The 14,228-nt window shown below is 52.6% G+C and carries 15 protein-coding genes; 3 read left to right on the forward strand and 12 right to left on the reverse strand.

The window, feature by feature from the left end; all coding sequences use genetic code 11:
- Positions 1 to 189 precede the first annotated feature (189 nt).
- Positions 190 to 774: a 4'-phosphopantetheinyl transferase family protein gene (locus PGR23_RS13455; RefSeq protein ID WP_161798780.1), complete on the forward strand. Its 585-nt coding sequence runs from the start codon at positions 190 to 192 to the stop codon at positions 772 to 774.
- A gap of 37 nt (positions 775 to 811) precedes the next feature.
- On the forward strand, positions 812 to 1,378 hold the full coding sequence (locus tag PGR23_RS13460) for an NADPH-dependent FMN reductase (RefSeq protein ID WP_045378124.1): 567 nt from the start codon (positions 812 to 814) through the stop codon (positions 1,376 to 1,378).
- A gap of 45 nt (positions 1,379 to 1,423) precedes the next feature.
- Here PGR23_RS13460 and PGR23_RS13465 read toward each other — a convergent pair whose 3' ends face one another.
- Positions 1,424 to 2,761, reverse strand: coding sequence for an NCS2 family permease (locus tag PGR23_RS13465; RefSeq protein ID WP_072206473.1), 1,338 nt, complete (start codon positions 2,759 to 2,761; stop codon positions 1,424 to 1,426).
- 171 nt (positions 2,762 to 2,932) lie between these two features.
- Here PGR23_RS13465 and yieH point away from each other — a divergent pair, with 171 nt between their 5' ends.
- A complete protein-coding gene (gene yieH / locus PGR23_RS13470; RefSeq protein WP_047078162.1) occupies positions 2,933 to 3,598 on the forward strand; it encodes a 6-phosphogluconate phosphatase in 666 nt (221 codons plus the stop codon).
- Positions 3,599 to 3,667: 69 nt separating this feature from the next.
- Here the strand turns inward: yieH and PGR23_RS13475 are convergent, their stop codons facing one another.
- From PGR23_RS13475 to PGR23_RS13525, 11 genes are all read right to left on the reverse strand, one after another.
- A complete protein-coding gene (locus tag PGR23_RS13475; protein ID WP_315711979.1) occupies positions 3,668 to 4,387 on the reverse strand; it encodes a glucosamine-6-phosphate deaminase in 720 nt (239 codons plus the stop codon).
- A gap of 49 nt (positions 4,388 to 4,436) precedes the next feature.
- Complete coding sequence (locus PGR23_RS13480; protein WP_315711981.1) at positions 4,437 to 5,603, reverse strand: alpha/beta hydrolase-fold protein; 1,167 nt, start codon at positions 5,601 to 5,603, stop codon at positions 4,437 to 4,439.
- Between the two features lie 42 nt (positions 5,604 to 5,645).
- The gene (locus PGR23_RS13485) at positions 5,646 to 7,280 is read right to left on the reverse strand and encodes a carbohydrate porin (RefSeq protein WP_320483003.1); all 1,635 of its coding nucleotides are present in this window, start codon (positions 7,278 to 7,280) and stop codon (positions 5,646 to 5,648) included.
- A gap of 104 nt (positions 7,281 to 7,384) precedes the next feature.
- On the reverse strand, positions 7,385 to 7,582 hold the full coding sequence (locus PGR23_RS13490; RefSeq protein ID WP_047044587.1) for a hypothetical protein: 198 nt from the start codon (positions 7,580 to 7,582) through the stop codon (positions 7,385 to 7,387).
- Between the two features lie 174 nt (positions 7,583 to 7,756).
- Positions 7,757 to 8,482: a phosphate signaling complex protein PhoU gene (gene phoU / locus PGR23_RS13495; protein WP_004145007.1), complete on the reverse strand. Its 726-nt coding sequence runs from the start codon at positions 8,480 to 8,482 to the stop codon at positions 7,757 to 7,759.
- 49 nt (positions 8,483 to 8,531) lie between these two features.
- Complete coding sequence (gene pstB / locus PGR23_RS13500) at positions 8,532 to 9,305, reverse strand: phosphate ABC transporter ATP-binding protein PstB (RefSeq protein WP_015369015.1); 774 nt, start codon at positions 9,303 to 9,305, stop codon at positions 8,532 to 8,534.
- Between the two features lie 46 nt (positions 9,306 to 9,351).
- Entirely contained in the window at positions 9,352 to 10,242 is an 891-nt protein-coding gene (pstA, locus tag PGR23_RS13505; RefSeq protein ID WP_045395998.1) for a phosphate ABC transporter permease PstA, read from the reverse strand.
- Positions 10,242 to 11,201: a phosphate ABC transporter permease PstC gene (gene pstC / locus PGR23_RS13510; protein WP_045396000.1), complete on the reverse strand. Its 960-nt coding sequence runs from the start codon at positions 11,199 to 11,201 to the stop codon at positions 10,242 to 10,244. The genes pstA and pstC overlap by 1 nt, the downstream gene beginning before the upstream one ends.
- Before the next feature lie 125 nt (positions 11,202 to 11,326).
- Positions 11,327 to 12,367: a phosphate ABC transporter substrate-binding protein PstS gene (gene pstS / locus PGR23_RS13515; RefSeq protein WP_015369012.1), complete on the reverse strand. Its 1,041-nt coding sequence runs from the start codon at positions 12,365 to 12,367 to the stop codon at positions 11,327 to 11,329.
- 226 nt (positions 12,368 to 12,593) lie between these two features.
- Positions 12,594 to 13,172: a hypothetical protein gene (locus PGR23_RS13520; protein WP_045396002.1), complete on the reverse strand. Its 579-nt coding sequence runs from the start codon at positions 13,170 to 13,172 to the stop codon at positions 12,594 to 12,596.
- Positions 13,169 to 14,134, reverse strand: coding sequence for a hypothetical protein (locus PGR23_RS13525; protein ID WP_047044582.1), 966 nt, complete (start codon positions 14,132 to 14,134; stop codon positions 13,169 to 13,171). Before PGR23_RS13525 ends, PGR23_RS13520 begins: the two co-directional genes overlap by 4 nt.
- Positions 14,135 to 14,228 lie beyond the last annotated feature (94 nt).

The following is a 14,228-nucleotide window of genomic DNA, read 5'->3' on the forward strand; positions in this document are numbered from 1 at the left end:
AATTTTTATCTCTGACCATTAATCACGGAGCGACGAATGGCAACGCATTTTGCAAGAGGGATACTCAACACCAGGGAGCCGCTATCGACGCGTTTGTCGGCGGCATGTCATCAATCCGCACGTAACCTACCCGAATACCGACAGAGCCGCTATCGCGCCTCGCGTTCGCTGCTCGCTGAACTGCTTTTCATGCTTTATGGTATCGGCGAGCTGCCGGAAATCATCAGCGAACCCAATGGACGGCCCGTATTTCGCGATCCCCACCTTCCCCGCTTTTCCATCTCTTATGCCGGGAATATCGTCGGCGTAGCGCTAACGACCGAAGGTGACTGCGGTCTCGATATGGAACTGCAGCACGCCTCGCGTGGCGTCCATCCGCTACATGCCGCCGATCGCTATGTCTTCAATAGCAATGAGAATTTATGGATTAACATCCAGCACGATCCGGATGAAGCCCGCGCCCAACTGGTCGCGCTGCGCCGCAGCGTGCTGAAGCTCACCGGTGAAGCCCCGGTACGAGTACAACTGCTGCCGGGGTCTGGTCGCCTGCGTACCGCTGGCACCCAATCGATTGAAGCCATCTGTGATGCCGAAACGCTGCTGGTGTGGTCAATTGCCGTCACCCCGAATATCGGGCCGCTGAAGGTCTGGGAATTCGATAGTAAAGAGGGCTGGCGCTGCCTGCCTGATGCGCAAACGCGCGCCAAAGAGACTGACGCGCGCCTGATGCGCTTTACCAGCTTACCGGTAGAAAAAGTATTCTCCCTCAACTGACCGGTTTAGCCGGCCATCATGATGCAAAGGAGCACTCATGTCTGATACGTTGAAAGTTGTTACGTTACTCGGAAGTCTGCGCAAAGGTTCTTTTAATGCCATGGTTGCGCGTACGCTGCCAGGCATTGCGCCTGCGGGCATGGAAATCTCCGCGCTGCCGTCGATCGGCGATATCCCGCTGTACGATGCCGATATCCAACAGGAAGAGGGGTTCCCGCAGAGCGTGCAGGAGATCGCGAAACAAATCCGCGAAGCGGACGGCGTGGTGATCGTTACCCCGGAATATAACTACTCGGTACCCGGCGGCCTGAAGAACGCCATCGACTGGCTCTCACGTCTACCGGAGCAGCCGCTGGCCGGTAAGCCGGTGCTGATCCAGACCAGCTCAATGGGCGCTATCGGCGGGGCTCGCTGCCAGTATCATCTGCGCCAGATTCTGGTCTTCCTCGATGCGATGGTCATGAACAAGCCGGAATTTATGGGCGGCGTGATTCAGAACAAAGTCGATCCGCAGGCGGGTGAAGTGGTCGATCAGAGCACGCTGGACCATCTGCGCGGCCAGCTGACCGCCTTTGGCGATTATATTCAGCGGGTAAAAGCATAAAAAAAGCCCGGCAGCGATGCCGGGCCATTTCATCATGCGTGCGGATCAATGCGCATCGATAAAGACAATTTTCAGCACGAACAGCAGCGAAACGATAATCACGCACGGGCTGAGTTCACGCAGACGGCCAGTGCCAATCTTCATCACGCAGTAGGAAATAAAGCCCAGGGCGATACCTTCGGTGATCGAGAAGCTGAACGGCATCATCACCGCGGTGATAAACGCCGGTACCGCTTCCGTCAGGTCATCCCACTTCACGCGCGCCAGGCTTGAGGTCATCAGCACGCCAACGTAAATCAGCGCCCCGGCGGCGGCATAGGCCGGAACCATCCCCGCCAGCGGCGACAGGAAGATGACCAGCAGGAACAGAATACCCACGACAACGGCGGTCAGGCCGGTACGCCCGCCAACGGAAACGCCGGAGGAGGATTCGATATAGGCCGTAACCGAAGAGGTGCCAATAAAGGAGCCGGCGACGGACGACACGCTATCGACGAACAGCGCCTGCTTCATGCGCGGGAATTTACCCTGCGCATCCGCCAGCCCGGCTTTATCGGTAACGCCAATCAGGGTGCCGGAGGAGTCGAACAGGTTAACCAGCATGAACGAGAAGATCACGCCCGCCAGGCCAAGGTTCAACGAACCGGCCAGATCGACCTGCCCCACAACCGAGGTTACGCTCGGCGGCGCGGAGACGATGCCGGTATAGTGCACATCGCCGAGCATCCAGCCCAACAGGGTGGTGACCACGATGGAGACCAGCACGGCAGCATGAATATTACGCGACGCCAGGATAGCGATAATAAAGAATCCGAGCACGCCCAGCAGCACGCTGTGGGAGGTCAGGTTACCGATGCTGACCAGCGTGTCCTGGTTCGCCACGATAACGCCAGCGTTCTTCAGGCCCATCATGCCGATAAACAACCCGATACCGCTGGTAATGCCCACGCGCAGGCTCACCGGGATATTGGCAATCATCCAGTAGCGTACGCGGAAGAGGGTCAGCAGCAGCAGGCCAACGGCGCCCCAGAAAATCGCGCCCATCCCCACCTGCCACGGCAGGCCCATCGCCTGAACCACCACGAAGGCAAAGAAGGCATTCAGACCCATCGCTGGCGCCAGCGCCACCGGCAGATTCGCGAACAGACCCATCAGGATGCTGCCGAAGGCCGCGATCAGACAGGTGGTCACAAAGACAGCGCTGGTATCCATACCCGCCACGCCAAGAATTTGTGGGTTCACGAAGACGATGTAGACCATCGTCAGGAACGTGGTGAAACCGGCGATCGCTTCAGTGCGCACCGTGGTGCCGTGCTCGCGCAGTTTAAATACGCGCTCCAGCAGACCCTGGCCAGAAGACTGGCTGGTTTGTTGTTGACTCATTATCGGTTTCCGAACGTAAAAGGAGGGAAAATTCGAGGCTATCCTATACCAAATTACGGCACCAGGCGCGGTTGTATGGTAATTTTTTTCATTTATTTTGCTTATACGGCAACGATTGCGTCGCGGCATTGAGCATTACGAAAACGTTAAACTTGTTAAACTGGAAAGAGTATGACCCAACCACAAGCAGTATTTTTCGATTGTGACGGCACGCTGGTCGACAGCGAGGTGATTTGCTCACGCGCCTATGTTCACATGTTTCAAGAATTCGGTATTACGCTGGATTTAGCCGATATTTTTAAGCGCTTCAAGGGCGTTAAGCTGTACGAGATTATCGACACCATCAACGCTGAATATGGCGTTAACCTGCAGAAAGAGACTCTGGAGCCGGTGTATCGCGCCGAAGTCGCCCGTCTGTTCGATAGCGAGCTGGAGGTCATCCCCGGCGCCGCTGCACTGCTGGACGCGGTGAAGATCCCGATGTGCGTGGTGTCGAATGGCCCGGTCAGTAAAATGCAGCATTCGCTCGGTAGAACGCAGATGCTGCACCACTTCCCCGACCGGCTGTACAGCGGTTACGACATTCAGCGCTGGAAACCCGACCCGGCGCTGATGTTCCATGCGGCAGAGGCCATGCAGGTACAAGTCGAAAACTGTATTCTGGTTGATGATTCCAGCGCAGGAGCCCAATCGGGGATCGCCGCGGGTATGGAAGTCTTTTACTTCTGCGCCGACCCGCACAACCAACCGATCGATCATCCAAAGGTAACGACCTTCACCGATTTAGCTGAGCTGCCGGCATTGTGGAGAGCGCGTGGCTGGGATATTACTCGTTAAGACCCGGCGTCGCTACGCTCGGCCGGGCTACGGTTGATCACAACGGTAGCCCCGCTGGCCAGCGGCTTTTTAGTGCTGCAATTCCGCCGCTGCTGCTTTATCCGCAATAATCACCAACGAAGGGTGCAATTTGAGCACCGATGCCGGCACCTGTTCGCTGACCGGGCCTTCCACCACCTGCTTTAGCGCTTGCGCTTTCGCCGCGCCGCTGACAATCAGCAGCAGGTTTTTTGCCGCCATCACGCTTTTCGGCCCCATGGTGACATAGCTATCCGGCACCACGTTGAAATCGCCCCCCATTTCACCGTTCGCAACAATGCCAACCAGATCCCCATGAATCGGTACTTCAACCGTCTCATCATGAAAGCGCGTGGTGTTCGGCAGGTTGCCGCAAAAATGGCCGTCGGCGCCCAGCCCCAGCACAATCAGGTCAAGACCGCCGACCTCTTCCAGGCGGCGATCGTGTTGAGCCGCATTCTCCAGCGTCAATTTGTGAATGTTCTCTTCTTTGATTTGCGCTGGGGTAAAAAACAGCTGGCGCAGGTTGGAAATCGTCACCCCTTCACGCTGCTGGCCGCGAAAAGGAATCTCATCAAAGTTGTAATAGTGAACCCGATCATAGAATGATTTCCCTTTGATGGCTGCCACCAAATGCTCATACATACGCTTCGGCGTACTCCCCGCCGTCACCGCCAGATTCATTCGTCGCGGCATCGTGATATAGCCTAAAAGATGATGGCAGGCGACCAGGCTCATCTCTTCATAATCTTCCGTCACAATCAATTTCATCTCATCTTCCTTTACTGGTTGAGACAGGGGGCGCCATGCCCCCTGACGGTTATTTAAAGAGCTTTTGCACAAACTCGGCATAGGCCGGACGCCAGACGTCCATTTCATGATTCAGGCCGGGATAAGAGTGGTAATCAAATTTGATCTTCTGCTTTTCCAGTTCGCTTTTCAGGCCTGCAATATCTTTGCCAGTGACGGAGTCTTTTTCGCCAACCACCAGCGTAAAGTTACGCAGTTGCTTATTGATGGCGTCAGGGTTATTCAACTGCGCCTCCACGCCAGCGTCGGGAACCGTAGTTGTCGTAACCCCGCTTAAGGTGGCAAGCCACCCGAAGCTCTCAAGATGGTTCATCCCGGACACCAGCGCCTGGTAACCGCCCTGCGACAGCCCCGCCAGCGCCCGGCCGTCGGCATCTTTACGCACGTTAAATCGGGAATCGATCAGCGGAATGATGTCGTGCATCAGTTCGTTGTCTGCGGCTTTCGCATTGAGTGGATAGAAGTTTTTACGCCGCTCCTGCGGCGGGAAGTTTTCCGCGATCGCTTGAGGAATATCGGTTTCGGTATCCGGCACCACCACCAGCATCGGCTTGATTTTGCCCTCCGCCAGCAGATTATCCATCATTTGCGGGATGCGTCCCTGGTCGATGGCCGACAGACCGCTATCGCCAAAACCGTGGTAGAAATAGAGCACCGGCAAAGGCTCGCCGCTGCCGTTATAGCCCGGTGGCGTCCAGACGTAGACGCGACGCTCTGACTTAAGCGCCGTCGAATGGTAGGTGACGGTACGCAGATCGCCGTGCGGGACCGCCCGATCGTCAAGAATGCTGCCGGGCACCAGGATCAGGCTGGTATTCACCTGGCGTTGCGGTTTCTGGTAGCGGCTGCCGGTATCGACGGAACGAAAACCGTCCACATCAAAGTAGTACTCATAAAGATTGGCGGCCAGGCGATCGCTTTTCCACGTCCATACGCCCTGGGTGTCTTTGGTCATGTCATGAGAGACAAAGGTATCCGGCGTCGACCCCGTGACGACGGAAACGCGCCTGGCATCGGGGGCAAATAATCGGAAAGTCACGCTGTTATCCGTATTCACCTGAGTAATATATTGGCTGACAGGAATAGCGGCATCAGGCATCGTCGGCAGCGGTGCGGCGTGCGCAGTAAATGTGGCGCCAGCCAGCGCCAGGGCGAAGTAAATTGCATGTCGTTTCATTTTGATTCCTTTTTACGTTTTTATTAGCAGGCGCTTGCGGCCTTACCACCAAATTTCAGCCTGCGCGCCGACCGCGAACTGGTCGTTCTTGCCATCTTCAAAAACCGCGGTGGTATTGTTAGCAGCCTTATCCAGATCGATATCTTCGGCTTTAATATAAGTCGCATAAAAACGGATTTCCGGGCGCGAGGTCAGCATACTGGTATTAACTTTGAAGGTATGGAATAAGGTGGTCTTATAACCGGATTCGTTATATTTCTTGCCCGTCACATCTTTGTTCTGCTGTTTGAAGTAGCCCAATTCAACGCCGGTCTGATTATATTTATTCCAGATATATGCCGGACGGACCACGGCGCGAATAGATTCAAAGTCTGAATGGGCGCCGGTTTCATAGCTATAGATGTCATTACCAAATGAGTAGACGATTGCATTCGCCATAATGACATCATCACGCAGATAGGTTTCCCCCTGCGAGGTTAAGCGCACGGCGGTGCCGTTGGTATGATCGCCATAATAACGCCCATTATTGGTGGTATATGGGCTCGAACCGGCATAGCGCGAGAAGCTGCTGGCGATGGAGTTGTTCGCCAGTAATAATGAGAACTCGTTAAAGCCGCCGTTATCAAATTTCTGCGTTAATGAGGTGCCCACCATCCAGGTATCTTTCCATTGGTAGTAACCTTCATTCCCCTCTTTATATTTCTCTGATGAGCTTTGATTGGCGGCGACATAGCGCCCGCTCACCATCAGCGAGGCTTTATCCCACAGCGGAATATCTTTGTAACGCACATCCAGGGTATTGGTATTAATTTGCTGCTTATTAGTCAAAGAGCGGTCATAGTCATCGATGTCTTCGCGCACCAGCGCGATATCAAATTTACCGGCGCCCACCTTCCAGTTTTCAAGCCCCACGCCAGCCGCCGCATCGGTTCTTTGCGTTTTCCAGTCCAGCATCTGGATCTCGATTTTCGGCGCGCCGTGCTTACCGACCCAGAAATCCGCTTCCGGGGCAAACGGCAGAAAGCCTTTGGTGTTGACGTACATATCCGAGAACTGAAGGTAGTTTTCGCCGCCGGCATTGTCGCCAAACCAGCCGGTAGAATACTGCTGACCCACATTGCCATCGAGCATCACGATGGCATCCACACGTTTGTCACCCTCCTGAAAAACGCGCTGTTTAAGCTGTAAATCAAACCAGCCGGAATACTCGTTACCCAAACGGCCAAGCGAGCCGATGGCCCACGATTTTGGCGAACCGTGCGAGGCGGTCCCCCAGCCAGAACGGTAATAGCCGTTATAGCTAAAGCCGATTTCATCTTTTACAAACTTGCTAAAATCTTTCAGCGTCATGGCGCTATAGGTTGGCTCACCGCCCTGCGCCGGCTGTTCATTTTTGACCAGTACCGCATCCGGCTTAGCGGCCGCTTGGGTCGCCGTGGGCGCTTTCGCACTCTGGCTCTTCTGGCTATTTTCCGGTTGCGACCAGGCGGCCCAGACCTGGTTCCTTTTTTTCTCCTGATCCTGATATTTCTTGAGTTCTTTTTGCGTGTCCTGAAGCGCTTTTTCCAGAAGCTCCAGCCGTTGTTCAACCGTAAGTTGCCCGGCAATAAGATTTGTTGAATAAGAAAGCGGCGCCAGCAAAACCATCGCCGAAGCGATCATATTTCTTCTAATCATAATAATCCCTTATATAAGCATTGGCGTAAATGAAACACGTAACAAATAAATAGCGTTATGTTTTTAATAAACTGCATTAATACCATTCCACGTAACTGCAGCTTTTATTTTCCTGCCGAATAAGTGGCAAAAAAAAACCTGAAGGAGACCATCTGCATTAACAGATAATCCTCTTCAGGTTTTGCCCGCTCATTGCGGTAACAACCCTTATCACCAAACCATTCAGCGTCTAAAACAAAAAAACCTGACATCGCCGCCTGGGGCAATATCAGGTTTTGCCTGCTGTCGCAGTAACAATCCATTTGACCTTCTGAGCAGCAACGCCCGGTCAGTGGGAAAGATTGTTACGCGATAAAATTTAAAACTCAAATAGCCAGAGTATTAATTGTGACGATAATCGCAGCAATATGTCAGCGATGCAGACAATCATTGTTGATTCTGATTATTCCCTTTACCAGAATCAACCATCATGATCTTTACTCTTTCGGATCTTTACCCGCGAGCAGTTTATCCAGTTCGTCGCCGCCTACGTGACGGAAATCCTGGCCTTTAACGAAGTAGAAAATATATTCGCAGATATTCTGACAGCGATCGCCGATACGCTCGATGGAACGCGCGCAGAACAACGCGGTCAGGACGCTCGGAATGGTGCGTGAGTCTTCCATCATGTAGGTCATCAGCTGGCGCACGATGCCTTCATATTCCTGGTCGACTTTCTTATCTTCACGATAGATGCGTACCGCCTCATCAAGATCCATACGCGCAAAGGCATCCAGCACGTCATGCAGCATCTGCACGGTATGGCGGCCCAGCGACTCAAGGCTCACCAGCAGCGGCTGGTGCTGCTGAGAAAACTTCTCCAGCGCGGTACGGCAGATTTTATCCGCCACGTCGCCAATACGTTCCAGCTCGGCGATAGTCTTGATGATCGCCATCACCAGGCGCAGGTCGCTGGCGGTCGGCTGACGTTTAGCGATGATGCGCACGCAGGCCTCGTCGATCGCCACTTCCATCATATTGACCTGCTTGTCGCCGTCGATTACGCGCTTCGCCAGATCGCTGTCCTGATTGTGCATCGCGGTGATCGCATCAGAAAGCTGCTGCTCCACCAGCCCACCCATGGTCATCACCTGGGTGCGAATGTACTCCAGCTCTGCGTTGAACTGGCCGGAAATATGTTTATTAAGATTTAAGTTATCCATGATGTCTCCTGATTGCCCATCGGGTTAGCACCTGAAAGCAGAAGGGCAATCAACCGTAGCGGCCAGTAATATAATCTTCAGTTTGCTTCTTAGCGGGCTTGGTAAACAGATCGTCCGTGTTGCTGAATTCAATCAGCTCGCCAAGATACATAAATGCCGTATGGTCGGAACAACGCGCAGCCTGCTGCATGTTGTGGGTAACGATAACGACGGTGTAATCCTGCTTCAGCTCGGTGATAAGTTCCTCGATGCGCCCGGTGGAGATCGGGTCCAGCGCTGAGCAAGGTTCATCGAGCAACAGCACTTCCGGGCGAATCGCGATACCGCGGGCGATACACAGACGCTGCTGCTGACCACCGGAGAGAGAATACCCGCTCTGGTGCAGTTTATCTTTGGTTTCATTCCATAATGCGGCTTTGGTCAACGCCCACTGCACGCGCTCGTCCATATCGGCTCGCGACAGCTTCTCAAACAGGCGCACGCCGAAGGCGATGTTGTCGTAGATGGACATCGGAAACGGCGTCGGCTTCTGGAATACCATCCCCACTTTCGCGCGCAGCAGCGCGATATCCTGGGTATTGGTGAGAATATTGTCGCCATCCAGCAGAATTTCGCCTTCCGCACGCTGCTCCGGGTACAGCTCAAACATCTTGTTGAACGTACGCAGCAGAGTGGATTTACCGCATCCTGACGGGCCGATAAACGCCGTCACCTGGTTCTTAGCGATATCCAGGTTGATGTTCTTCAGGGCATGGAATTTGCCGTAGTAGAAGTTCAGGTCACGAACTGAAATTTTACCCGGATTCGCGTTCACCATACTCATCTCAATCTCTTCCTCATTCGGCGCCGCTTAGGCCGCGCCGCAAAAATTAACCGTGTTTCTTCTTCGCGAAGACAACGCGCGCCAGAATATTCAGCAGCAAGACGCACAGGGTGATAATCAATACCCCGGCCCATGCCAGTTGCTGCCATTCCGCGAACGGACTCATGGCAAATTTAAAAATGGTCACCGGCAGGTTGGCGATCGGCTGCATCATATCGGTGCTCCAGAACTGGTTGGAGAGCGCGGTGAACAGCAGCGGCGCCGTCTCCCCGGCGATACGGGCAATGGCCAGCAGGATACCGGTCATAATGCCGGATACCGACGCCTTAAGGGTGATCGCGGAAATCATCTTCCACTTCGGCGTCCCCAGCGCATAGGCTGCTTCACGCAGGCTATCCGGCACCAGCTTCAGCATGTTTTCAGTGGTACGAATCACGATTGGCACCTGCAGCAGCGCCAGCGCGATAACGCCCGCCCAGCCGGAGAAATGCTGCATCTGCGCCACCACGATGGTGTAGACAAACAGACCCACGACGATAGACGGCGCGGAAAGCAGAATATCGTTGATAAAGCGGATGATTTCCGCCAGTACCGACTTACGGCCATATTCCGCCAGATAGATACCGGCCATGATACCCAGCGGCGTACCAAAGACGGTCGCCCACAGGATCAGCAGGCCGCTGCCCGCCAGGGCGTTCGCCAGACCGCCGCCCGCGGTATTCGGCGGCGGCGTCATTTCGGTGAACAGCGCCAGGCTCATGCCGTCGATGCCACGCGTGATGGTCGACATCAGGATCCAGATAAGCCAGAAGAGGCCGAATGCCATGGTCGCCATCGACAGGGTCAGGGCGATGCGGTTCTTCAGGCGGCGCTTAGCCTGCATCTTGCGACGGGATTCCGCCAGTTCGGCGGTGGTTTGCAATTCGATCGTTGCCATTAGCGTGCCCCCTCGTTCTTAGCGAGACGCATAATCATGAACTTCGACGCGGCCAGAACGATAAAGGTGATAACGAACAGGATCAGGCCCAGTTCCATCAGCGCCGCTACGTGCAGGCCGCTTTCCGCTTCCGCGAATTCATTGGCCAGCGCCGAGGTAATACTGTTGCCCGGCATATACAGCGAAGCGCTGTCGAGCTGATAGGTGTTGCCGATGATAAAGGTGACCGCCATGGTTTCGCCCAGCGCGCGGCCCAGGCCGAGCATGACGCCGCCAATCACCCCGTTTTTGGTGAACGGCAGCACAATGCGCCAAATCACCTCCCACGTGGTGCAGCCGATCCCATATGCGGACTCTTTCATCATCACCGGCGTCTGCTCGAAGACGTCACGCATTACCGCGGCGATATAAGGAATGATCATGATGGCCAGAATGACGCCGGCCGCCAGGATGCCGATACCGAACGCCGGGCCGGCAAACAGCGCGCCGACAAAGGGGATCGTCGAAAGGACGTTGCCGACTGGTTCCTGGAAGTAAGTCGCAAACAGCGGGGCGAAAATAAACAGGCCCCACATGCCGTATACGATACTCGGGATCGCCGCCAGCAGCTCAATAGCGATACCCAGCGGGCGTTTTAGCCAGGCTGGGGAGAGTTCAGTCAGGAACAGCGCGATGCCGAAGCTCACCGGAACGGCGATCAACAACGCGATAATGGAGGTAACCAGAGTCCCGTAAATCGGTACCAGCGCACCGAAGATCTCATTCGGCGCATCCCACTCTTTGGTCCACAAAAAGGAAAAGCCAAATTTCTGAATACTTGGCCATGAAGAGATGATGAGGGAAACGATGATGCCACCCAGCATCAATAGCACAATCAGCGCAGCCAGTTTTACCAGCGCGCTGAAGATCATGTCACCCTTTTTCCCCGGAGGGTTGAATGCCGGCTTGCTTGCAGCCATAGGTTACTCTTTAAGTTCGGGCCCAAAAAGCCAGCATTTTACTGAGCTTACGGGCAAAGGTAATGCTATACCCGAAATAATTCGAGCTGCAGGAAGCTAGCCGGCAGCTCGACATTCCGCGGGTATTAGTACAGCGCTTTACCGCTGCTGTCTTTCACGTTGGTTTTCCATGCGGCGCGAACCTGCTCAACCACGCTGTCCGGCAGGCTGGCATAATCCAGCGCATTCGCTTCTTTGCCGCCGTTTTTATATGCCCAGTCGAAGAACTTCAGCACTTCCGCGGTATTCTCCGGCTTATTGGAGGCCTTGTGGACGAGGATGAAAGTGGTTGAGGTGATCGGCCATGCATTTTCACCTTTCTGGTTAGTCAGGTCCTGAGCGAAGGACTTGCTCCAGTCGATACCTTTCGCCGCATTAGCGAAGTTATCTTCCGTCGGGCTGACCGGCTTGCCGTCAGCGGACAGCAGTTTGGTGTAAGCCAGGTTATTCTGCTTAGCGTAAGCATACTCGACGTAGCCGATCGCGCCCGGCAGACGCTGAACGAAGGCCGCGATACCGTCGTTGCCTTTACCGCCCAGACCGGTCGGCCAGTTTACGGTAGAGCCTGCGCCAATTTTAGATTTCCACTCTTCGTTCACTTTCGCCAGATAGCTGGTGAAGACGAAGGAAGTACCGGAACCATCCGCGCGGCGAACCACAGCGATGTTCTGAGCCGGTAGCTTCAGGCCAGGGTTGAGTTTAGCGATCGCTTCGTCATCCCATTTTTTGATTTTGCCCAGGTAGATGTCGCCGAGGGTTTTACCATCCAGCACCAGCTCCCCGGATTTAACGCCCGGCAGGTTAACCGCCAGCACCACGCCGCCGATCACGGTCGGGAACTGGAACAGGCCTTCCTGCGCCAGTTTGTCATCAGCCAGAGGAGCATCAGAAGCACCGAAATCCACGGTGTTGGCAATAATCTGTTTAACGCCGCCAGAGGAACCAATACCCTGGTAGTTAACTTTATTGCCCGTTTCTTTCTGATAGGTATCAGCCCATTTGGCATACACCGGAGCAGGGAAAGTTGCACCTGCGCCAGTCAGGCTTGCTGCTGCGAAAGCAGAGAAAGCGCTCATCGATAAGGTCGCGGCGACAACTGTTGCGACGGTGGTACGCATAACGTTCATAATGTCTCCTGCTGGGATTCGTAAACCGTTGTTTCGAAGCTATGGTGAGCAAAATAGGACAAACAGGTGACAGTAAAATGTACGAATTATGACAGTTTTATGACACACCAGGGGAAAGTAAGAAAACCTAAAATAAAATTAATAATATCAATTAATTACATTTTTATCTTTTGGTCATATGACAGGAAGATTTTGCTTTTATTACATGATTATGGATAACGTAAAATCATCTGGCAACGTTGAGATGTTGGGCAACCATAGCAAGCCTGATCGTACGGCGATAAAGCGTAAACAGGGTAAAAGCCGTTCCATTCATCAATCTACGGCCTAACCAGAGTACGGCTATCTCACACATAAAAAGAATGACCTTATTGGCAGCAATAGCTTCATCTGCGATGACGGCAAGCGCCAGCACTATACAAAAAATAAACAAATTGGCGAGATATAGGTACATAAAAATACGTAATCCAACAGCATGACCTCGACCTACTAACCCTGCAGCTACGCTAGTTATAACAATAACCCCTAAGAGCAGCGGAAAGTAGAAAGCCAGAAAACGGGGCGGAGTAAGTTGGAGACTCTGCAATATAAAAGCCGCATTAACTGAAAAAATAACAATTAATATCAAATAAATACAAGCAGGAACTAGCGGAGAAGGTGATAAGCGTTGCCCATGAGACAAGCTCATCATATCTGTTGTTGTATGCTGCGCGATCTCATCTCTATCTCTTCGCTTGATAAGTTGATCGATTTCCACACCATGCTTGAGAAGCGCTAAGAAATTATTACCACATAAGTTTTTCATTTTAGAATCGCAAACGATTGAATTGTCCCTATTACGTAATCACCAGTTTTTTTAAGGCTCCCAGGTGAACCAATGACTCCACTCACCGCACTTCCCGAAAAAGCAGTCATACTCGATAATGCACTAATTAGTTGTTTTTTAAGCTCTTTCTGGATCGGCTCAATAGGGTAACGTTTAGGATAAACTCCAGCCCGAATCAATGCTTTTATTTCTTTATTAGAAATACCGGGATTTTGTGTTTTTATAATTAACTCGGTTAAACGAGCCCGATCCTGCCTCGGCCATGCTTTAAGCCACTTTTTTGCTTCTAAAGAAGAAATCGCTTTCATACTTTTATAAGTTTTTAAAACATCAAGCAATGCACCAGCAGCAGAAGCAAGAGAGATGACATCCAACGCCGTTGACGTTGATGTATACCAATCTTCCGAATCCAACCAACCTGTTAACGCAGAATTATTGAACTCAATATCCCATAGCCTTATCACACCATTGATACATTGCGCAGTTGTTGCCACCGCACCTGCATACCCTAATATCGCAAATGCGCTTGATGCTCCAGCAGTAACTGCAGTAGCACCAGTACCGATAATAAAAACACCCGCAGTTAACAGAGCACCGCCACAAGATAGTGCTGTTGACGATATTTCCGAACTTAATGACGGCTCAGATATAGCTTTCTTAATACTTTGCTCAGAAGAGTATGTATCTCTACGATTAAGTTTTGTGACTATTACATGGGTTATCTGATTTCGCGATGAGTTAGCATAACAACGGGAAGCCCGGACGAGATAACTCATTCTTCCATCATTAAATATGATACCTACTTGATTAAAATCACGGGTGCAATCTAATGCGGAACCTAGAGCGCGGAAATCAAAGTCAGAGCCAGATGTATTACCCATCCAGCGAGAAAAGTCATAATTTAATAACTTATTTTCTGAAATAGAGAAGAGAGAACTCATAGCATTCCTTGCATTGGCGTTTAGTATAAAAACTATACGACATACTCGTGTATGTAAACACTCCCTATAAGAAAACAGAGAAAAAACAAGAAAA

Source organism: Klebsiella sp. 141162 (genome assembly GCF_050600755.1).
Lineage (GTDB): Bacteria > Pseudomonadota > Gammaproteobacteria > Enterobacterales > Enterobacteriaceae > Klebsiella > Klebsiella aerogenes.